This window comes from Micromonospora sp. NPDC000668 (assembly GCF_042897975.1).
Taxonomy (GTDB): Bacteria; Actinomycetota; Actinomycetes; order Mycobacteriales; family Micromonosporaceae; genus Micromonospora.
The window spans coordinates 1,037,689-1,059,780 of sequence record NZ_JBIAYP010000001.1; the positions used below are offsets into that span (position 1 = coordinate 1,037,689).

General features: G+C 68.5%; 29 protein-coding genes. 14 read left to right on the forward strand and 15 right to left on the reverse strand.

Annotated elements, in window-relative coordinates; all coding sequences use genetic code 11:
- Positions 1–134: 134 nt before the first annotated feature.
- The 5 genes from ACFY29_RS04870 to ACFY29_RS04890 all read right to left on the reverse strand — a co-directional run bounded on the left by ACFY29_RS04870 (position 135) and on the right by ACFY29_RS04890 (position 2,591).
- A complete protein-coding gene (locus tag ACFY29_RS04870) occupies positions 135–404 on the reverse strand; it encodes an ATP-binding protein (RefSeq protein WP_386983447.1) in 270 nt (89 codons plus the stop codon).
- On the reverse strand, positions 401–985 hold the full coding sequence (locus ACFY29_RS04875) for a methyltransferase domain-containing protein (RefSeq protein ID WP_355614930.1): 585 nt from the start codon (positions 983–985) through the stop codon (positions 401–403). Before ACFY29_RS04875 ends, ACFY29_RS04870 begins: the two co-directional genes overlap by 4 nt.
- Positions 986–1,108: 123 nt before the next feature.
- Entirely contained in the window at positions 1,109–1,816 is a 708-nt protein-coding gene (locus tag ACFY29_RS04880) for a hypothetical protein (RefSeq protein ID WP_386983450.1), read from the reverse strand.
- A 242-nt stretch (positions 1,817–2,058) separates the two neighbouring features.
- Positions 2,059–2,259, reverse strand: coding sequence for a hypothetical protein (locus ACFY29_RS04885; protein ID WP_386983452.1), 201 nt, complete (start codon positions 2,257–2,259; stop codon positions 2,059–2,061).
- The gene (locus tag ACFY29_RS04890) at positions 2,256–2,591 is read right to left on the reverse strand and encodes a hypothetical protein (RefSeq protein ID WP_386983454.1); all 336 of its coding nucleotides are present in this window, start codon (positions 2,589–2,591) and stop codon (positions 2,256–2,258) included. Before ACFY29_RS04890 ends, ACFY29_RS04885 begins: the two co-directional genes overlap by 4 nt.
- Before the next feature lie 1,203 nt (positions 2,592–3,794).
- Here ACFY29_RS04890 and ACFY29_RS04895 point away from each other — a divergent pair.
- From ACFY29_RS04895 to ACFY29_RS04905, 3 genes are all read left to right on the forward strand, one after another.
- Complete coding sequence (locus tag ACFY29_RS04895; RefSeq protein ID WP_386983456.1) at positions 3,795–4,010, forward strand: hypothetical protein; 216 nt, start codon at positions 3,795–3,797, stop codon at positions 4,008–4,010.
- 276 nt (positions 4,011–4,286) lie between these two features.
- Positions 4,287–5,117 (forward strand): FkbM family methyltransferase, encoded by an 831-nt coding sequence (locus tag ACFY29_RS04900; RefSeq protein WP_386983458.1) that lies wholly within the window; start codon positions 4,287–4,289, stop codon positions 5,115–5,117.
- Positions 5,118–5,516: 399 nt separating this feature from the next.
- Positions 5,517–5,675, forward strand: a complete 159-nt coding sequence (locus ACFY29_RS04905; RefSeq protein ID WP_386983460.1) for a hypothetical protein — start codon at positions 5,517–5,519, stop codon at positions 5,673–5,675.
- 77 nt (positions 5,676–5,752) lie between these two features.
- On the opposite strand, the gene ACFY29_RS04910 is transcribed toward ACFY29_RS04905, so the two are convergent.
- Positions 5,753–6,340, reverse strand: a complete 588-nt coding sequence (locus ACFY29_RS04910; RefSeq protein ID WP_386983462.1) for a hypothetical protein — start codon at positions 6,338–6,340, stop codon at positions 5,753–5,755.
- A 128-nt stretch (positions 6,341–6,468) separates the two neighbouring features.
- Between ACFY29_RS04910 and ACFY29_RS04915 the strand changes: the two genes are divergently transcribed.
- Positions 6,469–6,990 (forward strand): hypothetical protein, encoded by a 522-nt coding sequence (locus ACFY29_RS04915; RefSeq protein WP_386983464.1) that lies wholly within the window; start codon positions 6,469–6,471, stop codon positions 6,988–6,990.
- 102 nt (positions 6,991–7,092) lie between these two features.
- Here the strand turns inward: ACFY29_RS04915 and ACFY29_RS04920 are convergent, their stop codons facing one another.
- Positions 7,093–8,022: an alpha/beta hydrolase gene (locus tag ACFY29_RS04920; protein WP_386983466.1), complete on the reverse strand. Its 930-nt coding sequence runs from the start codon at positions 8,020–8,022 to the stop codon at positions 7,093–7,095.
- 858 nt (positions 8,023–8,880) lie between these two features.
- Here ACFY29_RS04920 and ACFY29_RS04925 point away from each other — a divergent pair.
- From ACFY29_RS04925 to ACFY29_RS04935, 3 genes are all read left to right on the forward strand, one after another.
- A complete protein-coding gene (locus ACFY29_RS04925; protein WP_386983468.1) occupies positions 8,881–9,084 on the forward strand; it encodes a hypothetical protein in 204 nt (67 codons plus the stop codon).
- Between the two features lie 69 nt (positions 9,085–9,153).
- Complete coding sequence (locus ACFY29_RS04930) at positions 9,154–10,518, forward strand: NAD(P)/FAD-dependent oxidoreductase (protein WP_386983470.1); 1,365 nt, start codon at positions 9,154–9,156, stop codon at positions 10,516–10,518.
- The gene (locus ACFY29_RS04935) at positions 10,502–10,867 is read left to right on the forward strand and encodes a siderophore-interacting protein (RefSeq protein ID WP_386983472.1); all 366 of its coding nucleotides are present in this window, start codon (positions 10,502–10,504) and stop codon (positions 10,865–10,867) included. Before ACFY29_RS04930 ends, ACFY29_RS04935 begins: the two co-directional genes overlap by 17 nt.
- Before the next feature lie 202 nt (positions 10,868–11,069).
- On the opposite strand, the gene ACFY29_RS04940 is transcribed toward ACFY29_RS04935, so the two are convergent.
- Positions 11,070–11,486 carry an ASCH domain-containing protein gene (locus ACFY29_RS04940; RefSeq protein WP_386983474.1) on the reverse strand — a complete coding sequence of 139 codons (417 nt, stop codon included), beginning with the start codon at positions 11,484–11,486 and terminating at the stop codon, positions 11,070–11,072.
- Between the two features lie 360 nt (positions 11,487–11,846).
- Here ACFY29_RS04940 and ACFY29_RS04945 point away from each other — a divergent pair, with 360 nt between their 5' ends.
- Entirely contained in the window at positions 11,847–11,987 is a 141-nt protein-coding gene (locus tag ACFY29_RS04945; RefSeq protein WP_386983476.1) for a hypothetical protein, read from the forward strand.
- 82 nt (positions 11,988–12,069) lie between these two features.
- Here the strand turns inward: ACFY29_RS04945 and ACFY29_RS04950 are convergent, their stop codons facing one another.
- Positions 12,070–12,771 carry a hypothetical protein gene (locus ACFY29_RS04950; protein ID WP_386983477.1) on the reverse strand — a complete coding sequence of 234 codons (702 nt, stop codon included), beginning with the start codon at positions 12,769–12,771 and terminating at the stop codon, positions 12,070–12,072.
- A 794-nt stretch (positions 12,772–13,565) separates the two neighbouring features.
- Between ACFY29_RS04950 and ACFY29_RS04955 the strand changes: the two genes are divergently transcribed.
- Complete coding sequence (locus ACFY29_RS04955; protein WP_386983479.1) at positions 13,566–13,802, forward strand: hypothetical protein; 237 nt, start codon at positions 13,566–13,568, stop codon at positions 13,800–13,802.
- A 398-nt stretch (positions 13,803–14,200) separates the two neighbouring features.
- Here the strand turns inward: ACFY29_RS04955 and ACFY29_RS04960 are convergent, their stop codons facing one another.
- Both ACFY29_RS04960 and ACFY29_RS04965 read right to left on the reverse strand, forming a co-directional pair.
- Positions 14,201–14,353: a hypothetical protein gene (locus ACFY29_RS04960; protein WP_386983481.1), complete on the reverse strand. Its 153-nt coding sequence runs from the start codon at positions 14,351–14,353 to the stop codon at positions 14,201–14,203.
- A gap of 78 nt (positions 14,354–14,431) precedes the next feature.
- Positions 14,432–14,572 carry a hypothetical protein gene (locus ACFY29_RS04965; protein WP_386983483.1) on the reverse strand — a complete coding sequence of 47 codons (141 nt, stop codon included), beginning with the start codon at positions 14,570–14,572 and terminating at the stop codon, positions 14,432–14,434.
- A gap of 380 nt (positions 14,573–14,952) precedes the next feature.
- On the opposite strand from ACFY29_RS04965, the gene ACFY29_RS04970 reads away from it, so the two are divergent.
- Entirely contained in the window at positions 14,953–15,696 is a 744-nt protein-coding gene (locus tag ACFY29_RS04970) for an MBL fold metallo-hydrolase (RefSeq protein WP_386983485.1), read from the forward strand.
- A 160-nt stretch (positions 15,697–15,856) separates the two neighbouring features.
- Positions 15,857–17,152 carry a S8 family serine peptidase gene (locus tag ACFY29_RS04975; protein ID WP_386983487.1) on the forward strand — a complete coding sequence of 432 codons (1,296 nt, stop codon included), beginning with the start codon at positions 15,857–15,859 and terminating at the stop codon, positions 17,150–17,152.
- Here ACFY29_RS04975 and ACFY29_RS04980 read toward each other — a convergent pair.
- The 4 genes from ACFY29_RS04980 to ACFY29_RS04995 form a co-directional block, all read right to left on the reverse strand.
- Positions 17,059–17,526 carry a YkgB family protein gene (locus tag ACFY29_RS04980; RefSeq protein WP_386983489.1) on the reverse strand — a complete coding sequence of 156 codons (468 nt, stop codon included), beginning with the start codon at positions 17,524–17,526 and terminating at the stop codon, positions 17,059–17,061. The genes ACFY29_RS04975 and ACFY29_RS04980 overlap by 94 nt on opposite strands.
- A 120-nt stretch (positions 17,527–17,646) precedes the next feature.
- Entirely contained in the window at positions 17,647–17,859 is a 213-nt protein-coding gene (locus ACFY29_RS04985) for a hypothetical protein (protein WP_386983491.1), read from the reverse strand.
- Between the two features lie 39 nt (positions 17,860–17,898).
- The gene (locus ACFY29_RS04990; RefSeq protein WP_386983493.1) at positions 17,899–18,492 is read right to left on the reverse strand and encodes a CoA-transferase; all 594 of its coding nucleotides are present in this window, start codon (positions 18,490–18,492) and stop codon (positions 17,899–17,901) included.
- Positions 18,489–18,785, reverse strand: a complete 297-nt coding sequence (locus tag ACFY29_RS04995; RefSeq protein WP_386983495.1) for a helix-turn-helix domain-containing protein — start codon at positions 18,783–18,785, stop codon at positions 18,489–18,491. The genes ACFY29_RS04990 and ACFY29_RS04995 overlap by 4 nt, the downstream gene beginning before the upstream one ends.
- Positions 18,786–19,102: 317 nt before the next feature.
- Here ACFY29_RS04995 and ACFY29_RS05000 point away from each other — a divergent pair, with 317 nt between their 5' ends.
- The 3 genes from ACFY29_RS05000 (at position 19,103) to ACFY29_RS05010 (ending at position 22,078) form a co-directional block, all read left to right on the forward strand.
- Entirely contained in the window at positions 19,103–20,506 is a 1,404-nt protein-coding gene (locus tag ACFY29_RS05000) for an alkaline phosphatase PhoX (RefSeq protein ID WP_386983497.1), read from the forward strand.
- A 160-nt stretch (positions 20,507–20,666) separates the two neighbouring features.
- Entirely contained in the window at positions 20,667–21,386 is a 720-nt protein-coding gene (locus tag ACFY29_RS05005) for an IS6 family transposase (RefSeq protein WP_386983499.1), read from the forward strand.
- A gap of 386 nt (positions 21,387–21,772) precedes the next feature.
- Positions 21,773–22,078: a hypothetical protein gene (locus ACFY29_RS05010; RefSeq protein ID WP_386983501.1), complete on the forward strand. Its 306-nt coding sequence runs from the start codon at positions 21,773–21,775 to the stop codon at positions 22,076–22,078.
- Positions 22,079–22,092: the final 14 nt, after the last annotated feature.

Below are 22,092 nucleotides of genomic sequence, written 5' to 3' on the forward strand. Positions count from 1 at the left end.
GTGGCCGGCCGCCGGGAGGCTGGCCACGCCATGGCGCAGCGCGGCTCTGAAATCCCGGTCGAGGTCCGGCCCGAGCTGCTCGTGTCGGCGTACCAACTGACGTGCCCAGGTAGGTACGAACAAACGTGCCCAGGTCAGGCGACGTTGGATTGGCCGTCGATGGCGATGAGGCGGTTCTTCAGCCGGTAGCTGGGTCCGTTGATCGCGACGACGTCACAGTGGTGCAGGAGGCGGTCGAGGATGGCGGTGGCGAGGACTTCGTCGCCGAAAACTTGGCCCCATTCGCCAAAGCTCTTGTTCGAGGTGAGCAGGGTGGAGCCTTTCTCGTATCGCTTCGAGATCACTTGGAAGACGAGGTTGGCTTGGGCGCGTTCGAGGGGCTGGTAGCCGACCTCGTCGATCACGAGGACGTTGGGCGTAGGTAGGTGTGCAGCTTGCGGGCCAGGCGTCCGATGGCGTCGGCGGCGGTGAGGTGGCGGACCATGTCGTCGAGGCTGGTGAAGTAGCGGTAGACGCGTCGCATGACGGTGTGGATCAGCCGGGTGTCGTCTTCGGTTGCCCGGAAGATTCGTGGCGGGGTGTCGGTGACGTCGGCCAGGACGAGCCAGCCGCCGGGGCGTAGTCGGGCGATCATTTGCTCCAGTGCCTCGGCCGGGTGCGGCAGTGCGCCGTGCAGCCATCGGGCAACGACGACATCGAAGTTGTCGGACTCGCCGGGAAGGTCGTCACCGTTCAGGTCCCGCTGATAGACGTCGATGATGCGCGTTGGGTTGAGGTAGCTGGTGTCCTTGTCGACCGCGGTGACCCTGCCGTGGGGGCCGACGAGGCGGGCCAGGTAGGCGGTGACCTCGCCGCCGCCCGCGCCGATTTCCAGGACGCGCTGGCCGGGTTGAATGTCGAGCCGGTCCAGTTCCTGCCGGATGATCGGGTCGAGCAGTACACGCAGTCGGGCAGGGCGCAGTTGGCCGCTATGAGTAGTGGTCATCGCGGTGATTCCTTTCCTGGTTCGAGTTCGGGCGTGCAGGTGGGCAAGCCACAAACGGGAACGGCGGGGCGTCTCCCGTTGGTCCGGGGAGGCCACGGGCGGCGTGTTGGTGGCGGGTGGCTCTCAATAGCGGTGGGGCGCGTGGGTGTGGGTGAGCAGGAGCAGGTAGACGCGTGTGCGCCAGCCGGTCGGCGTGAGGATGGCGCGTTCGTAGGCCAAGACGCCCCCGGTGCTTGCGTGCAGGATCAGCAGCCGCTCACGGCCGATGTCGCTGGTGGCGGCTACGGCGATGCCGGTGCGGCCGACGTGGCCGAGCGTGCTGGGGTGTGTGGTCATCCCGGTGGTGTCTGCGAGGGCCTGTGCGGCGAGGGCGCGTTGCGGCGGGCCGGGGCTGTGCCAGGTGGCGAGCGCGGCGAGACCGGCCACGAGTCCTATGGTCCTGTTGATCTGCGCGTCCTGCAGGCTCGACTGGGCGCGGAGCCAATCGGTGCTGCGGTAGGTGTGGAACAGATTTCTGTTGTGTAGCCACCCTGGCGGCCAGAAGTCGTGCGTGACGGCAACCCCAAAGTTCGGGTGCTGGGTCATCAGCGCGGCACCGGAGTCGTCGTCGGCGTACCAGCGCACGATGTCCCGCGTGGTCTGCTCGCCTTCGTTGTCGTACCAGGCGCGGTGGTGGACCAGATTGAATCGGCCGACCGCCGAATCGCAGGGGTCCGCTGCTGTCTGGCGCGCTAGGTGGAGCAGGATGGGGCGCGCCGGTTGGCCAGGCCGCAGCATCGTCGCCATCGGGGTGTGCGCGGTGCCGGCGAGATCATCGTTCGGCGACGGCACGTCGCAACCGTCAGACGGGGCGAGTAGAAGCGGCGACTCTTGACTGGGCGGCGGGGGCACCTGCCCGGCGATGAGGGCAGTGACGAGGATGGCCACCCCGACTTTCCCGCGATATGCCCACCGGCCAGAGGCGGCGACGGACGACAAAGACGCAGTGCGGGTGTCCACACCGCCCGAAAGGACAGCACGCGGTGCGGCCATGGCATCGCCGGGACGGCTCTGGGCGCCGGTGGGGATGGGGCTCACAACGTCCTACTCGGGATTGATAGACCGTCCCGTCGCGCCCGGGGTCGCGGGATCAACTGTGGTGGTGCGGTGGCGGTGAGGTCGGCGACGAAGGCGTCGACCTGGCCGTGGGTGACGCCGGGCATGCAGATGAGATTGAGCCCGAGGTGCTGGAGCAGCGCCCGGGCGGTGGCGACGCGGTCGGTGTCAGCGGTCATCGGGACTCTTCGAGGATGCGGGCGTGTAGGTCCGCCAGGACCGCCGCGATGGTGTGTGAGGGGTGCACGACGAACAGATCCCGGCCGGGGAGAGCGGCCAGGAGCACCGGATCACCGGGAGCGATGCCACAGAAGTGGCGGGCCGCGGCCGGCAGGGGCAGTTCCTCACGGGTGCCCACCACGTGCGCACCGTCGGGCGCCGGGGTGATGAGCACGGCGGCGTGCACGACGTCGACGTGCAGGGCGAGGCCGGGAGTCCAGCCCAGGGCGCGCAGCAACGGGCGGGCGGTCACTCGACCGGCGGCATCAGGGCGGGCCACATCGAACAGCACGTCGTTGGATGCCTGAACCGCAGGTGGGGGCAATGTCGGCAGGGGCGCTGGCTCCGGCGGTCTGACCGGTAGCGGGCTGGGGATGAGCGCCTCGACGAACTGCTCGAGGTCCCGGCGTTGAGGGGGGCGTCGGCGGTTCATGGTCGCCGCCAGCAGCGGGGGCTCGCCGGTCTCAGCGCAGGGGGAAGCGCCCCCGATGTTCGCTATGAGCATGGGTGCTTCGTGACTTCGTCAGGCGAGACGCGAGGATCGGTTGATCTCTCGCGAATCTCCACGAAAACCGGTGTCCGAGGGGCGACACCGACCATTGCCCCACCGCCGATGATGATCGGCAAGACCTTGAAGCTCACGTAAGTCTAGATCGTTGGTGACCTCTTCGGGCGAATCGGAGAGGTCACCAACCTGGAGACGCTGTTCAGCACGATGCTGGCGGGATTCGAGTCTCAGCCCGCTACCCCTTAACAACGCCAGCCCGGCAGCCCCCAGTGCCGGCTGCGGTGGTTGGCAGGACTGGAAGGACCTGGCCCAGGCAAAGGAGCGCATCAGGGACGACGCCTGACTGCAGATGAGCGACGTGCAGCGAATGATCGAGTACTACCGTCCCGACCGGGCGGATCCTTTCCTCCGCACTGCCGGACGGGTAAAGGGCGTCGAGGTCATGCTGATCCGCGGATCGACATCCGACCCGGCCGGCGGCATAGCGCTGGTGATTCGCGTGCACGGCCGGACGCCGATCGTCGACTCGCGGAACCGGCGCACCGGAGAGGACGGGCCTTGCCGTACTGCTTCCGGCTCGTCTACGACCGCACCCTCAACGATGGACCGGTCGACGGCCGCCATCCAGCCGAGCTGGTGCAGTGCCCTACCACCGCACCGATCAGCATCCTCGCGAGTTCCGCATTGCCTGCCGACGCTAACTGCCGACTGCCTTCCGGTCAATATGTCCGATAAGCGACCGATCCAAGGCACGGTCGCTGGATCCGATGTTCGACCTCTTCAAACGGGGCCTGACGAACACCCCCACCGCCAGTCGGCTGTTACGGCTGCCGCTCTTTCCAACGGCGACCCATCCGGGTCGGCGGACCTGGCGCTTGCCAGCTCTCGCCGCTGAACAGCGGGCGGTGACACGTCGAGTGCTGAGAGACCTGGGCGTGACCCCCTTACGCCTTGGCCCGTCGGGCTCGGCCGGTCACCTTCGTCGACGTGGTCGACGCAGGCTCGACGCTTGCCGAGCTGTTCGACCTTTTGAACGACTGGATCGTCGAGGTTCGCGAGCCCTGGGATGTCGTCCGGCGGAAGCTGCGCTTCGTCGGTGTCACGATGCGCCGCCAGACGAAGCCCGAAGACTTGGCGATGGCAGTTGCACGCCGACTGGACCCAGCGGCTTCCGGCGGGGGCGGTGGTCAACGTTTCCCTTGACCGCGCCGTCTGGGAGTACGTCGGTAACCACCAGACGAAGCTCATTAGCTCGTTCCGGCCGGACCGGTGGCTCACAGCAGCGAAGGGGCCTGACCGCGACGACACAGGCCGACAGGCACTCGCCGAGGCCATCGCCGTGGTGGCCTACGGCCGCAGCGTCGCTGGACGTCGCGCACTCGAGCGGGCCGTCAACGGCGACCCGAGCCGTCGCCAAACGATGGCTACGGTCCCCGTCTACACCGTCCTAGGAGGCTGGGTATCCAGGGTTGCCCGGCAATGGACGCGAATCGCCCTCGCGTTGCTCCGGACGCGACTACGGTCAGACCAGTGGTCGATGACCTCAGCGCGGTGGAGGCACTCAAGGCGGACCCGGCCCTGTCCGGGTTGCGCCGCTCCCTGCAGGCGTACTACGGCAACCCGGCCCGCGAGGCGGCGATGGACGCGTTCTACGCGCCCCTGGTCCGCCCAGGGGACCTGGTCTTCGACGTCGGCGCGCACGTGGGCGACCGGCTCGGCAGCTTCCGGCGGCTGGGCGCCCGCGTGGTGGCCGTCGAGCCGCAACCGCTCTGCACCCGGGCCCTGCGCGCCCTCTACGCGCACGACGACCGGGTGACCGTGGTGGAGGCGGCGTGCGGGGCGTGTACCGGGCCGGTGCGGCTGCACGTCAACTCGGCGAACCCGACGATCTCCACGGCGTCGGCGGGCTTCCTGCAGGCCGCCGATGGGGCCGGCGGCTGGGAGGACGAGATCTGGGACGTCGAGATCGAGGTGGCCGGAACCACACTCGACAGCCTGGTCGCGGCGCACGGCGTGCCGGGCTTCGTGAAGATCGACGTGGAGGGGTTCGAGGACGCCGTGCTGGCCGGATTGAGCCGTCCTCTGCCAGCGCTGTCCTTCGAGTTCACCACCATCGAACGGGACCTGGCCGCGCACTGCCTGGACCGGCTCACCCGGCTGGGCTTCACCACGTTCACCGTGGCGCTCGGCGACGAGATGGCGTTCGCTCTTGATGGCTGGCGGCCGGCGGGCGAGGTGGCGGCGTACCTGCGGGCGCTGCCCCACGAGGCCAACTCGGGCGACGTCTACGCCCGCGCCCGGCCCGCCTGACCCTGCTCTTGCCGGAAACCTCGTCCGCCCAGGTCACGCGGCATGTTCGTACTCGTGAAGGATGCCGCCCAGGCGTTCACGCCTACGTAAGTCGAGGCGGGCGATCTGGCCTAGATCGGTGATCGCCCGAGGCAAGGGGTGCAGCGGTCGGGCGTTCGCGATGCGCTGATGCGGCCCATGGGAGTTGTAGAACCGCTCGAACTCCCGCAGGGCTTGGCAAAGGTGGCGCTGGTTCCAGATCAACGCGCGGTCCAGCAACTCACGCCGACAGGTCTGCACCCTGCCCTTGCCGAATACCTAATGGCATGGTGGGACCAGCTGTAAGCGGACCCTAACGGCGGGCGCAGGAGCCCGTTCCTCTCCCGACTGTCTCTCCCACCCGCGGCATGATGATCGGCTGTGCTGCTTCGACTGGCCTATCTCGGTGTGACGAACGCGTTCGCGTTACTGCGGCTGCTTTCGATGAGCGACCGGGACAAGGACGTCGGGATCCTGGCGCTGCGCCACCAGATCACCGTCCTCGAGCGACAGCTGCAGAAGTCCAGAGGGGTGTGCTAGCGGTCCAGCAGCGACCCCTCCTGGCGTAGATCGTTAGTCGTCGTCTAACGCACGAGGGTCGTCGATGGAGTGTCTCGTTAGCCGTGGTAGATGTTCTCGCGGTGCCAGGTGAAGTAGGCAGCGCTACGGGTTGTGTGGGCGTCCACTTTCCGGCCAGCCAGCAGTGCCAGCCGTTCAACTAGCCCGGGCGGATGCCCCGGATGGTCGGTGGCGATCACGTCGCCGGTGGAGTCAACGGCGATATATCCGGCCTCGAAGAGGGCGTCGCAGCCGAACAGGCATGCCGGCATGGCGATGTGGTCGAGGTCGCGGGCCTCCTGTTCCCTACAGACCGAGCGCTGTTTGATGTGAGCGGCTCGGAGGAACCGGGCGGGGTAGATCTCACCGCAGATCGCGCAGGCCGCGTCGGTGGCTGAGCCGAAGAGGCGTTGGCGCAGCAGGGCTTGCTCACCACGGTGAGTGGTAGTGGCGGACCGCTCGAGGTCGCCTTCGAAGGTGAAGGCGCTGGTAGTGGTGCCGAGCTGCGGCGCAGCATCGAGGCTGCCGACGAGGACGAACAGATCGCCCTGGCCGCGTCCGGGGCGCTGACCGAGCGCCGGGGCCGGTGGTTCGATTCCAGCCGGGGGCGAACACGGTCGAAAGCCCGAGTGGTCAGGGGCCTGCATGCAAAGCGGGTGCACGCCGGTGACCTTCGTCCTGTCCCGGCGCTGACTGGGTTTCACCGCGTATCGCAGTCCGGGCCGACCCGCGGCTCCGCGCGCACATCGGCGCAGGTGCGGCACTGGATGACCAGGTGCGCGCCGCAGTTACCTCCGCCTTCGCACCCGAGCGCATCGAACTGACGATCACCGCGATGGCCGACACCCAGCCCCTGGAGCACCCACCCGCTCCGACCATCGCCCCAAAAACGATCATCACCGAATGCGACGCCAAGCTGGAACGCTACCGGGCAGCCCTCGACGCCGGGGCCGACCCAGCGGTCGTCACCGCATGGATCGCGCAGACCCAGGCCGAACGCGCTCGCGCCGAGGCCGACGTCTACGCGAACGCGGGCAACAGCCCGCGACGGATGAGCCGAGCAGAAATCAGGAGCTTGGTCCAAGCGCTCGGCGACGTCGCCGCCGTGCTCCGCGACGCCGATCCCGCCGACAAGGCCGAGGTCTACCGGCAACTCGGACTCCGGCTGAACTACCAGCCTGAAACGCAAACGGTGCGCGCTGCAGTCGATCACAGCGCGCACCGTGGGGTAATGGTTTGTGTCCGAGGGCGACACGAACCGTTGCCCCACCGCCGATCACGATCGGCAAGACCTTGAGGCTCACACAACTTTAGGTGCTTGGTGGCCTCTTCGGGCCCGCCGAAGTAGTCACCGAGCAGGAGGCCCTGGTCAATGCGTTGCCGGCGAGATTGGCGTCGGTTACCTGACTGGGTTAAGGCCGCGCCGGAGCGCATCGACTGTTTCGGCGGCTTGGCGCCGGGATACGGCCGCGCCCGTGATGGTGGCCGATCGGTGGAAGGTGCCGGGGAACAGGTGCAGCTCAACCGACACGCCGGCATTCAGCAGGCCGGATGCGTAGGCCAAGCCCTCGTCTCGCAGCGGGTCATTCTCGTAAACCGATACGTACGCCGGGGGGAGGCCGGAGAGATCGTCGGCGCGGGCCGGTGCCGCGTAGGGAGGAACGACCCCGTCACGCCCCCCCAGGTAGTGCCGCCAGCTCAGCACCGCATCACCATGGTTCCATAGCGGGGTGTCGCCGAACGTACGCATCGAGGTTGTGACCAGCCGGTCATCAACCTCGGGGGCGTCGAGCAGCTGGAAGCACAGAGGTGGTCCGCCGCGGTCGCGGGTGAGCAGCGTCAGTGCTGCGGCGAGGCCGCCGCCGGCGCTCATGCCGTACACGCCGATCCGTGCGGCATCGACGCCGAGTCCATCGTTTTCGGAGGCGATCCAGCGCAACACGGCCTCGCAGTCATGCAGGGCAGCCGGGTACGGATGCTCAGGGGCCAGCCGGTAGCCGACCCCCACGACGACTGCGTGAACTTGGGTGCACAAGTCCATGGCCTGTGCGGTGACCGTCTCCAGGTCGCCCATAACGAATCCGCCGCCATGCAGCAGGAGCAGAGCGGGAAGTGGGCCAGTGACGTTGGGCGGCGTGCAGACCCTGACTGGCACGCAGTTGCCATCCATACCAAGCACCTCGTGGTCGGCAACGATGACCTCGCCCCGTGGGGGCCGTTGCGCGCCCGCAGCGAGCTCCCGCATCCGGGCGCGGGCCCCGGCGAGGTCGTGGATGTGCAGGTCCGGCAGCGTGGGCAGGGCTGCTGCCAGCTCGGGATCCAGGTACACGCTGCGACCCCCTTGCCAACTGGTGACAGTGTCCTACCGGGCAACCCGGCCCTGCCACTGCCGTTGACGTTCCTGGCGCAGAGACGGACCAGGCATCGGTCCTCGCGCAGATCGGACTGCTCACGCTGAACCAACTTCCAGCCCTGAGCCGTGGTCAAGCTTCCGTTCTCACCGACGACACCAGCAGGCTGAACCACCCGAACCGGTCACCAGCGCACTGAACGCCCGTCAGTCGCCGTAGACCGCGCTGCCACGCGCTGATCCTGCTTCTCTGCTGGCAATGTACCAAGTAGGCCACGCCCCACGAGCTGCATCCCGGTGCGCCACGTACATTTGGCCGCTTCCCACCGGAGCGTTAACTCACATTTGTTCGCGCCGTACGCGAGTCGTGGAGCCTTGTCCTCGTCGCCGCGTCCCAGCGGGGGCCGTGAGCCGTCCAGGTCTACTTGGCGGATTCGGCGACTGACTGGCTCCCGCCCGGCGGCGTCGCGTCGCCGTCGCCGAGTGCGAAGCGAAGCTCGGGCGGTACCGTACCCGACCAAGCCCCGGGCCGACGATCAGCCCCGCCGCACGCGCAGCCGGGGCGCCGTTGGAACCGAACTTCTGGCACTCCGCTCGCTACCCGCGCCGATCGCCGATCCAGACAGGATCAACCATATCGACATACGCTGACGTGGTCAGCTCAGCGGCGTCCTCCACAAGTACCAACATGCCGCCTGATGCGATGACCTGTGCGGATGGGGTTTTCGGCAAGGGCAGCGTTGGAGCGGCTCTTCGCGGCGAACGTGACCAGCCTGTCCGACGGCAACGGCGCATTGGGTGGGCGTCGCCCGGCGGCCGCTGGTGGGAGTGGTGCGCGTGGCGAAGTACCTGAACGCGATCACCTGGTTCTGGGACGGCGTCGACGTGCAGTGGGCGAACACGAACGGCCAGACGTCCGCCGTGCTGCGGCGCGACGGCAACGTGTACGTGCTCACGGTCAGCGCCTCGACCGACGGCATCAGTCACGTACTGTGGATGACGAACCCCGCGAAGACCGCAGCGGTGTCCGGACCGGCCTGATCCGCCGACGTCACAAACCAGCGTGCTATCCGGTCATAGCTGGCGACGGCGAGAGGAACGGAGGACACCGTGCAAACGATTCTGGTGGTCGGCGGCGGCTACGCCGGCTTCTACACGGCCTGGAAGCTGGAGGAGAAGCTTCGGCGGGACGAGGCACGGGTCGTCGTGGTCGATCCGCGCCCGTACATGACGTATCAGCCGTTTCTCCCCGAGGTGCTGGCCGGATCGGTCGAGGCGCGACACGCCGCGGTGTCGCTGCGCCGGCACCTACGCCGGGCCACGCTCATTTCGGGTACGGTCGTCGCGGTCGACCATGCACACCGGACGGCTACTGTACAGCCGGCCGAGGGTCCGGAGTTCGCGCTCGGCTACGACATCATCGTCGTCACCGCCGGCGCGGTGACCCGCAAGCTGGCCATTCCCGGCGTAGCGGAGCAGGCGATCGGTATGAAGCACGTCGAGGAGGCGGTGGCGATCCGGGATCGGCTGCTGACCGCCTTCGACAGGGCCTCGACGCTCGAGCCGGGGCCGCTGCGCCGGCGGCTGCTCACCGTGACGTTCGTGGGCGGTGGGTTCTCCGGCGTCGAGGGCTTCGGTGAACTGCTGTCCCTGGCGACGTCGCTGATGCGGGCGTACCCCGAGCTGAACCCTGCCGAGCTGCAGTTCCACCTGGTGGAGGCCCGGGACCGGATCCTTCCGGAGGTCTCCGACGGACCCGGGCAATGGGTAGTGCGGTCGCTGGAGAAGCGCGGGGCACGCATACACCTCAATGCCCAATTGATCTCTGCGCGCGACGGTCACGTGGTGCTGTCGACCGGGGAGGAGTTCGACTCCGATCTGATCGTGTGGACCGTCGGCAACGCCGCCAATCCGATGGTGCGCAGCCACACCGACCTGCCCATCGACGGGCGCGGGATGCTGATCGTACGAGCCGACCTGCGGGTCGGCACCGAGAGCGAACCAGTGCCGGACGCCTGGGGTGCCGGCGACGACGCGGCGATTCCGGACCTTGCCGTGAGCCGACCCGGCGCCGTGACGGTGCCGAACGCCCAGCACGCCGTGCGGCAGGGAAAGCTTCTGGCGAGGAACATCGTGGCCACCCTCCGCGGGCGGAAGGCGAAGCAGTACGTGCACCGCAGCCTCGGCACCGTCGCCACGCTGGGCCTCGGTCGGGGCATCTTCCAGTACCGGGGCATCGTTATCAAGGGGCTGCCGGCCTGGCTGATGCACCGGGGGTACCACGTCCTCGCCGTACCGAGCTGGGAACGGAAGACCCGGGTGCTGGCGGTCTGGCTGACCGCCGCGGTGTTCGGCCGCGACATCGTCTCGCTGGCCTCGCTGCAGGATCCCCGCCGCGCATTCGTCACCGGCGACGACCCGGTGGAGCCACCCGCGCACCCGCCTATCCGGTCCCAGCATGTTCAATCGGCATGACAATGTCATGCGCAGGTTCGCCGAGGCCTGCCGACTAGGAGACATCGCCGCCCTCCGTGCGGCCCTGGGCGCTGACGCGATCGCGGTGTGCGACGGCGGCGGGCTGCTGCCCGCCGCGATGAGTCCCATTCACGGCGCGGAAGACGTTGCCCAGATGGCCGCGGTCCTGCTGGCCGGGCAACCGGACGCCGAACTGACCATCGAGGCCGTCAACGGCCGTGCCGGGCTGGCCCTGCGCCGCTCCGGCCAGGCTATCGCGGTGGTCGGCATCAAGACGGCCGACGCCAGGGTCGCCGTCCTCTGGATCGTGCTCAACCCGGCCAAGCTGAGCGGCTGGCACCGCCGTTGACCAGCCTTGTATCAGCGATACATGGTTCCGAACGGCCAGTGGGCCCGGCTTGAACCGTTGCACTCCGCAGCCGGAGCTAGACGCAGCAATGACATGGCCGACAACCTAACACTTAGGATCGCTTAGCCAATCGGCCTGCGGCGGGTACACCCTGTCCAGCTGATCCTCCCGGACTCTCGTCGTGCCGGATGCCAGCCACCGATCACACGGGCTTGACCACTCGGAATCGTTCGGCAACGACGAGAGTGTCATCGTCAATGACGGGGGTGCGACCCAGGAACTCGCTCACGCCATCGCCCTGGAAGAACTCTTCGTGGGCTGCCCGCCACTGTGCAACGTCGGAGTAGCCGCGCCCCTCGGCTCGCGCGAAATCATCGTCAATTTCCTTCATGGGAACGACCCGTACGTCGACGAGCTCGATCGTGACGGCCGGACGACCCTCGGAATCGAGCACTGAGAACCGCTGGCCGGTCTGCGGCACTACCTCTCCGGCGTGCTCATAGATCTCCAGGAGGCCCGTGAGCGCGGTCTTCTGACCGCTCACGATCGCCGCCACGCCACGGTCACGTTCTGGTCCGGGAAAAGCGAGTTCAAGAGTCGGAAGATCGTCATGTCCCATCGGGAGAGGGTACGAAGCCCGGTCGCGTTGATCAATGCTCATCGCCTCGCTGGCCCCGACACCCACAGCAAGCACTTTCACAGCACACCTGATATGTAAGCCGATGGCCCCACGGGACGTACGCCACGATGGTGCGCAACACCGCCCGCCACGGATGCCGCGCCTGAGTAGTGGTGCTCGGATCTACCACGGGAAACCTTCCTGGGTACGGTCGTCGGCTGGCGCCGACATGGCGGTGGCCGAACAGCACGCGGCCGAGGTGCGGGAGCGGATGGAGCGCCAGGTTTCACTGGGGCCGCTGGGAGTCGGGCCGGTCGCGATCATGCGCCCGAGGCGGCGAAGGCCGCCGGCGTCGAGCGGGTGGCGTGGTTAGCGGCGATCCTCGCCGTCGCCGGCGCGATCACCCGCGTGCTGGCGGTGCCGTCCGTCAACGCGTTCTTCCAGCAGGTGTTCCCGCCGCTGGCCGCCGCTCCGAAGACCGAGCTGCGGCGGGAGGCGTGACCATGTGGCGTGGCGGTGGCCTCGACCGCCCGGTGGCGACACGTCACGGCTCGGCTCACCGGCACAGCCGCGGGATGCCTGGTCAGGTGGCCTTGACGAACGCCTCGGTGACGAGGGGATAGAGCTTGGCGACCATCGCCTGGGACTTCTTGAGGTCCCCGTCGCCGTCGGAGGCGTCCAGGTTGAGCACGTAGGAACCGCGCGCCATCATGATCGTGCACTGGCTGAGAGGGCCGTCGTCCGTCTGCTGGCGCTCGCAGAAGGTCACCACGTCCGGATTCGCCGGTACCCCGGCCGGGGTCCATGGCACGATCGTCGCGGTCCGGCCTTCGCCCGTCCGATACGACCGGCACGTCTGCAACACCGTTCGTAGCTCGCCGATCAGCTTGCGGCCGGGCACGGTCAGGTAGCCGATGACGTACTGGCGGATCCAGATCGGCGACTTCACCCAGCGGCGTTCGCGACCAGCGGAGGCGAGCCGATCCGACGGCAGGATGTCGCGACAGAGCGAACGCAGCCGCCAGTCGTCGGAGTTCTCACTGGTGTGCTCCGCAGTCTCCTGGCGAAACGTCGACAGGTCCGCGAGCGCGAGCCGCGCCTGCCGGCCCGCCTCCTCCTTGTTCTTCGGCGCGGGTCGAGGCGGTGGCGGCGCCGGCTTGGCCGTCGGCGAAGCGGGGGCCGCCGCCGCCTGCCACCGCGCCCCGGCCGGCTCCGCAGCGCCACAGGCTGCGAGCCCGCCTACGACCAGCAGCAACAGAATGATCGGCACAACAGGGCGACGCATCGCGGGACGTTTCCTTCCGTAGGTGGACCGGGCCCGCCCGGGGGCCCCAGTCCACCTGCGTCGCCGCGCCTCGCCGCGTTACGTCAGGCCGGCAGGTAGTCGAAGCTCCGGCCGGTGGGGGCGCTTCCTGCTGTTCGGGCTACTTCACCCGCCAGCGCGGCGGCACAGTCTCGCTCTCTGCCGCGTACTCCACAAAGACCGGCCGCTTCTTCGCGGGTACCGGGAAGGTGATCCAGCCACGAACGCACCGGCCCGGCGCCAACTCCTTCTCACCCCACGGGTACTCCGGGCCGGCGATCTGCAGCTGATATACCAGACGGTGCTGAACCAGGCTAATTCGGCCACGGACCTGTGCCGGTGGCTGCACGGTCCGACGCTGCAGCGCTTGTGGCCAAGATTGTGGCTCCCGGCCCGGCTGCGGGCGTTATGGCAGGCACGCTTCCCTGAGCTGACCACGCCGCCCCAGGCGCTGGCTGGTTCACCTCCGCCTGGCGGAGATCGGGCTGCGGGTCGCTGCCGCTACGGGTTCGCGTTGGCCGGCGGGTACGCCGCGCAGGCCCACGGCATCCTGGACCGCCCGAGCGAGGACGTTGACCTGTTCACGGCGTGGGAGCGACGTGGCGAGTTCGCCGCAGCAGTGGACGCCGTCACGCCGCCGCTGTCTGCCTGGTGCTGCTGCTCGGCGGCGCCGTGCTCTCCAGCGGCGGACTCGACGACATCCTCGACCAGGACCAGAACCAGGACCGGCTGCCATCGGCGCGGTCTACCGCCAGGGCGAGAAGGCACGCCAGGCGTTGGAGGACTCCGGAATCACGCTGCCGACGGAGCCGACCTGCGAGGACGCCTTCCACCGGACCGGTGCCGACACCGAGCGCAGCTCGGTGACTCGGCGGACCGGTGACAACAAGGAGGACACGGCCTTCGCCGAGCTGCGCAAGCTGTCGTTCATCAACGGCTTCCTCGGCCGGCCGAACAACCTGCCCGCCACCCCGCTGCCCTCGACCCCGGCGGCATCGACGTCGGCGAACTGACCGACCCGCACCCCCTCCGTGAGCAAGTGCGTATGGCTAATCGACGGCTTATTTGCGGATTAAATCTGCCATAAGCGGCGCCCGGGGGTCAGTGGGCGCCGATACTCTTCACCGCGCGGAAGGTCGGGGTCCGAAGGACGGCCGCTCCCGAGCCGCTCGAGGCAGTCGACCGCCAAGGGCAACGACCCCGGCCCTTCCGTCCAAACGTCAGCCGCCGGCGTTTCAGCGGATCCGTTTCGCGGCGTACGCCTTGCGCCGTACCGGCTTCACGCCCGCCGCGACCGCGGATCCTGCCCTGGTCCCCAGCACTGATCGAGCTGAACCCGGGAACAGGCTCCCGCTCACCTGACTACGGCCAGACAGGGCACCCCTACCCGCTCCGGCGCAGTCACGTCCTTCTACCCGCGCCGACGGCCGAATATGCAACGCGCGGTTACGGGAAGGTTCCAGGTGCCGCTGTCCTTGAGCCCCCCGGCAGGCGCCGATTCGACAATGTCCTCGAACACGCGTCTTGGCACATATTCGCGGTCTTCGTCGAGTTTGACGATCATCACGACGACCTCCAGGCTGTTACACCTCCCGCTTGCCGCCGCGCTGGTGACGATCCTCGCCGTACGCTGACGGCCAGCTCAGGCCTCGAGGATCCGCCAGCAGGCCTCTCGCGCGGCGGCCAGGTACTCCGCGTCGAGGCCGGCGAACAGCCATACGTACCGGTCCGCCGACGGCCGTACCGGGGCGTCGCGGATGCCGGAGAGCGCCTCGGCCACCATCGGCGCGCCCTGGATGAGCGCCGGTTCGACCGCGGGTCGGCCGCGTCGGGTCGGGCGCTGACCAGCCGGTCCAATGCGCGGGCGGCGGTGGCGAGGGCGACGACCGCCTCGTACCCGGGACGAGTTGCGCTGGTACCAGGAACTCGGCCAGCGGGCGGGCGGGCGGTCCGGACGGGACCGGCCGGCTGTCCGGCGCTTCGTCCGGCTCCACCCGCACGGCCGGTGGCTCGGCCTGCGGCTGCCAGACGACGCTGAGCGCAACCGCGGACACCGATGCGGCAGTCGGCCGGCACCGCGGTGTACCTCCGGGTGGGCCCTCAGATAGACGCAGTGGCACAAAGTGGTTCGGCTGTGACAGGCCGGTCGGTACAGTCTCCAGGATGCGGCTCACCGTTCTCGGCGGCTGTGGTGTCTGGCCCGAGGCGGGCCAGGCATGCAGCGGCTACGTCGTGGAACATGACGACTTCCGGCTGCTCGTCGACGTCGGCTACGCGACGGTGCCGCGGCTGCTGGAACACCTCAGCGTCGACCAGGTCGACGCGGTGTTCATCAGCCACGGCCATCCCGATCACTGCGCAGATCTCAATCCCCTGCTGCGGGCACGTACGCTGCGCGACGCGCGTCCCCCACCGCTACCCGTGTACGCGCTGCCGCGTGCGCTGGACGCGGTGTTGGCGCTGGACCGTCCCGGCATGCTGGACGACGGCTACGTGCTGCACGAGTTCACCGCCGGCAGCGAACTCGAGATCGGCCCGTTCCGCGCCCAGACCCGGCTGCTGCCGCACTGGGTGCCAAACGCCGGCGTGCGGCTGGCCGCCGGCGGCCGAGTGCTCACGTACACCGGTGACAGCGGCCCGAGTTCCGACGTGGTCGACCTGGCCCGCGGCGCTGACCTGCTCGTGGCCGAGGCAACCTACGTGCACGAGGTGCCGGAGGACTCGAAGGGTTACCAGTCGAGCGCGCTTCACGCGGGTCGGCAGGCTGCGGCGGCCGGCGCCGGACGCCTGCTCCTGACGCATCTGCGGCCGGGTACGGACCATGCCACCGCCCGAGCCGCGGCCCGCGACGAGTACGACGGTGAGGTCGCTGTCGCTACCGCGGACATGATTGTGGATCTTCCCTAGACCTGGGCATCCGGGCCTCCCTGCACCGACGCAGGTCTACCTGACCTGCGGCCAAGCCGTTGGCCGCGGTGAAGAGGCCCTCGGTGAGTTCGTCCCACGGCCGGAGCCGGGGCATCTTCTGGCCGAGGGCCTCCGCGAGGAAGTGGAAATCCTTGCAGGCGTGGAGTCCGTCGCCTCCACCACCGGCCTCGGCACCCAGCTCGACGACGGCGGCACTCTCGAGACAGTGGACGCGACGGCCCAGGCGGCGACGGGCAACCCGACCGGCGAGCCACTGTGGGGCCTGCAATGGGACATGCCGCAGATCCACCTGCCCGAGGCGCACGCAGTGACCACCGGAAGCCCCAACGTGGTCGTGGGCGTGCTCGACAGCGGCATCTCCAGCACCCACCCTGATCTGGCCACGCAGATTGCGAAGGACAAGAGCACTTCCTGCCTCGGCGGCATGATCGACACGGCTGAGGCCGCGTGGAATCCCACCACATCGGACCATCGCACCCACGTCGCCGGCACGATCGCCGCCGCGATCAACGGTGTCGGTGTCGCCGGCGTGGCGCCCGGCGTGAAGGTCGCCTCGGTGAAGGTCGTTAACGACGACGGCTTCATCTACCCCGAGGCGGCGGTGTGCGGCTTCATCTGGGCCGCCGAGCACGGCATGCAGATCACCAACAACAGCTACTTCATCGACCCCTGGGAGTTCAACTGCCGCAACGACGCGCGCCAGCGCCCGGTGTGGCAGGCCGTGCAGCGGGCGATCCGCTACTCGCAGAACAAGGGCGCGCTGAACATCGCCTCCGCGGGCAACTCCAACGTCGACCTGCAGCACAAGTTCATCGACAGCGGAAGCCCCAACGACGGCAGCTTCCCGGTCGAGGAACGCACCATCACGGGTGCCTGCGTCGACCTGCCGGCTGAGGCGCCGGGCGTAGTGACCGCTCCCGGTGGGGACACGCGATTCCGCACCGGCGGTTCGCCCTCGACGCTGCCCGACGCCATCTTGTCAACCACCTTCAACACCGTGACGAAGACCAACGGCTGGGGCTACAAGCAGGGCACGTCGATGTCCGGCCCGCACGCGGCCGGTGTCGCGGCGCTCGCGCTTTCGGCGCACCCGAATATGCAGCCGGCCGCGCTGGCGTCGTTCCTGCAGCGCACCGCTGACGCGCTGCCGTGCCCGGCGGGCGTCTACAACCCGGTGCCGAAACTCGCCGGCTTCGAGGGGACGTCCAGCGGCGGGGCACGTAACAGTGTGGCTGACACAGCCGACCGGGAGCGCGGTGCTGCTGCCTTCTCGCTGCCCTGCGTCGGCCCAGGCGCTGTCATTGTCGTACGCGTCCAGCGCTCCGAGCGCACTGCCGGGCATTATCGGCGACGCGCGACGCGCAGCGACTCGGCAGCTGTCAGGAGAGCGGCACCGAGGAGCACTGTGTCCTTCAACAGGAATTGCCCCAGCTGAGAAAGGCTGAACATCCCCTGCCCTTCCTGCCGAGTCCCGGGCGCCGTAGCCAGGAAACTGAGCGTGGTGAGGAACATCCCCGCCGCCCCGAAGCTACCGATCGCCGACGCTTTGGGCGCAAACGGCTTCGCGGCGATCAGAGAGCCCACGGTGATCTCCGTGACCCCGATGAGTCGGTTGAGCTTTTGTGCGCCCAGCTTCTCTCGAAACCGCGAGAACAGCGGACTCGAGGTGACCAGGGGCTCGTCGTTTTCGACCTCGTACTGCTTGAATTTGAGCGCACCGATCCACAAGATGTTCGTCGCCAGTGCGGAGCGCAGGACCGAGAAGCCGACGGAAGCGAGGTCATCGGCCGAGGCGTGTCGTGTGCCCATCGCTCGCTCCTAGTCGCTGTGTCGACGGCTGGCGTGCCGGGGACCATTACCCGCTGGGACCCGCCACACACACCGAAGGGCTTCACAGGTGGGCATCCGCGTACAGCAGTGAGCTGCTCCTCAGCTGGCGGTTGCCGCCTTCTCCTGCCGTTCACCCACCGGCTCCTCATCACCGTCCTGATCCTGGCTGCGCTTCACCAGCCGATCCAACTCCCATACGACGCGCACCCGGGCCGCAGTCCGCCACCACCGACCGTCGAGGATCATCGCGATCTGTTTCGACAGGTCATGAATCAGACGCGCCTTGTGGTGCCGGGTACGGGTCGACAGCATGATCCCCTGCACGCCGCCGGTGCCATTTGTTGATGGCGGTCAGGCATCATGGTGACCATGAACGCCCCGAGCGCAGATTGGGTCACCATCGTGGCCTACGAGAACACACCCGGCTGTCTGCAGCCGATGGCTGCCGTCCGCGCTTGACTGCGTGATCGGGGCATCGATTGGATGCCTCTCGAGCTGGCCGAGATTCGCTGGGATCTGGCCTGCGGCGTCGGCGCTGACGGTCACTGGCACGGCTGGGTGAGCATCCGTATCCCGGCTGCTGCTCTCCGCCGCCTCGGGTTGCATCCCAGCCAACCGACCGCGACCGTTAGCGGGCCATTCCCACCGGCGTGGTGGCATGCCGCCGCAGAGCGCAACGCCCATTGAGATACAGCGATCACTGTTGCGGCGGACCTTGCCGGCGTTGAGGAGGTCGAGGTCGACCGCATCGCCCTGGGCCTCGGGCCCCATGCCCAGCATGCCGTTCTCCGTGTGCAGCACGATGCCGCTGCCCGGGGAGAGGTGGTTGTTGATCCGGGTCGGGAGCCCGATCCCGAGGTTCACGAAGGCTCCGCGCGGGATGTCGCGCGCGACGCGGGCGGCGAGCTCGTCCTTGCCGAGCCCGCGCCGCCTCTCCCCCGTCACTGACCCGCTCCGACCGGCTCGGCACCGGCCCGCCGGATCGTTCCCGCGCCCACTCGGTGGCCGAGCCCCACCAGTTCACCCTGAATGCGACGGTGCCCCCAGCCCGGATTCTCCCGAGCCAGCCGCACGACGAGATCCCGAACCTCGTCGCTGACCGGCGGACGGCCCGGCCGGTTCGGATACGTCCAGTGCCGCTTTAGCAGGCGGCGGTGCCAGGCCAGCAGCGTGGCCGGGGTGACGATCCGGTGCGCACGCAGTGCGCGGGGCAGCAACCGCGTCAGCGCGGACAGCACGGCGCGGCTGAACAGCCGCCGCCCGCTTGTAGGGTCGGGAACGTCGACATGGCTGCGGACCCACCGAATGTCGATGTCCGCCTCGCCGCGTAGGCGGCAGTACCCGCCGCCTGACGGCCCTCGCCCTCATCAGCATCGTGAATGCCGCGTCGCCGAGAGGACGCCACGATGCCTTCCGCGTGGAGCCGCGACGCGGCATCCGACCTGGGAGTTTGCCGCGTGTTCGCGCAAATGTCTACCGCCACCTGCGAGGCATTCGCACCGGAGGACTTGGGTCGGGTCGTACGTATGGATCTTCAGCGGAAGGACGTTCTCCCTTGACCTCCTCCATCTCCCGTCGCAACCTGCTGCGCTCCGGCGCGGCGGGTGGCCTCGGCATCGTCTTCGCCGGCAGTATCGAGGCAATCGCCGGTTCCGGTGCCGCCCAGGCCGCCCGCGGGTCGGTCGGCTACGGCGCCCTCGTTCCGGACGCGGCCAAGCTGCTCTCCCTCCCGCCCGGCTTCTCCTACAAAATCGTCGCCCAGGCCGGGGTGACGCTGCTCGAATCGGGCGAGCCGACCCCGAGCGACGCCGACGGCACCGGCTTCTTTCGCAGCCAGAACGGCGGCGTCCTGGTCAACAACCACGAGATCGGCGGCGACGAGCCCTACGGCGTGCCAGCCCTGCCGGGCCTGACCTACGACCCGGGTGCGCGCGGCGGCACCACCAACATCGAGGTGGACTCCGACGGCAACCGGGTCCGCGAGTACGTCAGCGTGGCTGGCACGGTGCAGAACTGCGCCGGTGGTATTACCCCCTGGGGCACCTGGCTGACCTGCGAGGAGACCGAGCAGCGTGCCGGCGGGGCGTTCCAGAAGGACCACGGGTACGTCTTCGAGGTCGACGCGTTCGATCGCGAGGCCAACAAGAACCCGGTGCCGCTGAAGTTCCTCGGCCGGTTCGCGCACGAGGCCGTCGCGGTCGACCCGGACACCCACGCGATCTACGAGACCGAGGACGCGGGCGGCCCGAACGGGCTGTACTTCCGCTGGACCCCGCCGGCCGGCTTCCGCGGTGGCAAGGGCGCGCTGCGGGCGCTCGCGCTCAGCCTGGGCGGCGACACCGCCGGTACATTGCAGGCGATGAACTGCTTCAAGGGCAGCAAGCACATCGCCGATCTGGCCGAGGCTACCCAGCCGGGCACCCGGTACAACGTGACGTGGGTCGAGGTGCCCGACCGCAACGGGACAGCCGTTTCGGTGCGCAAGCAGTTCACCGACGACCAGGTCACCCGGAGCCACAAGCTTGAGGGCGCCTGGTGGTCTGACGGTGGGGCCTACTTCGTCGCCAGCTTCGCCCGGCACGACGACGGCAGCGTGAACGAGCACGACGGGCAGGTGTGGTTCTACGACCCGAAGTCGGAGACGATCACGCTGAAGACCATCTTCGGCGTGAACCCGGACCCGGACCAGGACACCAACTACGATGGTCCGGACAACATCACCGTCTCCCCGTACGGTGGGGTGATCCTGGCCGAGGACGGCGAGGGTCTCTCGCACCTGGTCGGCGTCACCGACGAGGGCAAGGCCTACCCGATCGGCCGCAACGAGCTCAACACGAGCGAGTTCACCGGCCCGACGTTCAGCGAGGACGGCAAGATCCTCTACGCCAACATCCAGACCCCTGGCTACGTGTTCGCCATCACCGGGCCGTGGGGTCGGCCGAGCAACGCCGAGCAGTGATCACCGCATGACAGCATGGTGCCGCCCCGCTCGGCAGACCGGGGCGGCACCGCGCCAGCCGGCGGGCCTGAGATCAACCCACACGTACCGGCGGGTCAGAAATCGCCGTCGGCGGGTCCGTTGCGTAGCCCGTGTCCGGGGACTGAGGCAGGCTTGACGGGTGAAGCGGTCGAGTCGTCGTCGTCGCTGGTCTCGGCCGAAGTCGGCGTTCGCCGGGTTCCGGTTTCCCGCGGAGGTGATCGTCCTCGCGGTCCGCTGGTACCTGCGCTACAACCTGTCCTACCGGGACGTGGAGGAACTCCTGGCTGAGCGCGGTGCCGAGGTTGACCACGTCACCGTGTTCCGCTGGGTGCAACGGTTCAACCCGCTGCTGGCCGGCGCCGCCCGGTTCGCTCGCCACTCACCAGGTGACCGGTGGTTCGTCGACGAGACCTACGTCAGGGTCAACGGCGTGTGGCGCTACGTCTACCGCGCGGTCGACCAGCACGGGCAGGTCATCGACGTGCTCGTCTCGGCCCGCCGTGATGCCGCCGCGGCCCGGCGGTTCTTCCGGCGTGCGCTGCGGATGCTGAAGGTGACGCCCAGCGAGGTCGTCACCGACGCCGCACCGGTCTACCCCGCGGTGCTCGACGACCTGATCCCCTCGGCGTGGCACCACGTCGAGCAGCACGCGAACAATCCGATCGAGGCCGATCACAGCCAGCTCAAGCACCGATTACGACCCATGCGTGGGCTCCGGACCGACCCAACCGCACAAGTGATCATCGCCGGACACGCGTTCATCCAGAACCTCCGCCGCGGGCACTACGAACTCGGGCTCGACAGTCAGCCCAAGCTTCGAGTCGCTTCGGCTTTCAGTGAGCTCGCCCGGGTGATCTGACCGCGGACCCGACCCGGGCGTAACGCGTCTCCCGATCAGATAATGCAACGGCACCACCCGCGCTAATGGGCGTCCTGATCGGAGCGGCCGCATCGGCGAGCAGCTCAGCGAACAGGTCGTCTATCGACTGGTCGGCAAGTGCTGAAACCGGTCGACGTGAGGTGGTTCTATCGGGGCCGCGTGCGCTAGGCCTACACGACAGCCTTCGGAAGCTTCTCGCAGCGTCCGACATCATCGAACGGCGCTACCACGGCCTACCAGAACGTGATGGCTCATACCTCGTGGTGGTCGAGGAACCAGACGGCAGCCGGCGGCTCCTGCGCGACAGCGAAGCAGGCGCCCGGGGCCTGTTCGCTTGGGGCTAGGGCGGCACCGGTCCCCACACCTTGCCCGACGTCCTCACCGACGACATCCTTGCCGACCTCAACCGCTGCCCTCACTGCTTCGGCGCCATCAAGTGCGCCGCCGGTCTCATACGCTGCCGGACCTGCCACAACACAGGACTCCGGGTGGAACGGCGGCACATCGCCAGCGCACTCGTCCGCAGGGTGATCTCCTCGTTGCCCGAGCATCCGGCAGCCACGCCAGCCATCCCCGAGGCCGAGTGGTCCCTGACGCGCTCAGCACTGCTCGCCGAGGCATGCCGGATCCAGACGGGCGGCCACGATGACCGGGTGAATTCGGCACCTTGATCGGGCACCAGTAG

Excerpts from the sequence above, each read along its gene's own strand:
- ACFY29_RS04950 (WP_386983477.1), bottom strand. The coding sequence starts at position 12,771 with ATGCGTCGCCCTGTTGTGCCGATCATTCTGTTGCTGCTGGTCGTAGGC.
- ACFY29_RS04940 (WP_386983474.1), bottom strand. The coding sequence starts at position 11,486 with ATGGGACATGACGATCTTCCGACTCTTGAACTCGCTTTTCCCGGACCA.
- ACFY29_RS04875 (WP_355614930.1), bottom strand. The coding sequence starts at position 985 with ATGACCACTACTCATAGCGGCCAACTGCGCCCTGCCCGACTGCGTGTA.
- ACFY29_RS04910 (WP_386983462.1), bottom strand. The coding sequence starts at position 6,340 with ATGCAGGCCCCTGACCACTCGGGCTTTCGACCGTGTTCGCCCCCGGCT.
- ACFY29_RS04980 (WP_386983489.1), bottom strand. The coding sequence starts at position 17,526 with ATGGGCACACGACACGCCTCGGCCGATGACCTCGCTTCCGTCGGCTTC.
- ACFY29_RS04935 (WP_386983472.1), top strand. The coding sequence starts at position 10,502 with ATGTTCAATCGGCATGACAATGTCATGCGCAGGTTCGCCGAGGCCTGC.
- ACFY29_RS04965 (WP_386983483.1), bottom strand. The coding sequence starts at position 14,572 with ATGGTGGCCGAGGCGCTCTCCGGCATCCGCGACGCCCCGGTACGGCCG.
- ACFY29_RS04900 (WP_386983458.1), top strand. The coding sequence starts at position 4,287 with ATGGACGCGAATCGCCCTCGCGTTGCTCCGGACGCGACTACGGTCAGA.
- ACFY29_RS04885 (WP_386983452.1), bottom strand. The coding sequence starts at position 2,259 with ATGACCGCTGACACCGACCGCGTCGCCACCGCCCGGGCGCTGCTCCAG.
- ACFY29_RS04960 (WP_386983481.1), bottom strand. The coding sequence starts at position 14,353 with ATGATCGTCAAACTCGACGAAGACCGCGAATATGTGCCAAGACGCGTG.
- ACFY29_RS04985 (WP_386983491.1), bottom strand. The coding sequence starts at position 17,859 with ATGCTGTCGACCCGTACCCGGCACCACAAGGCGCGTCTGATTCATGAC.
- ACFY29_RS04970 (WP_386983485.1), top strand. The coding sequence starts at position 14,953 with ATGCGGCTCACCGTTCTCGGCGGCTGTGGTGTCTGGCCCGAGGCGGGC.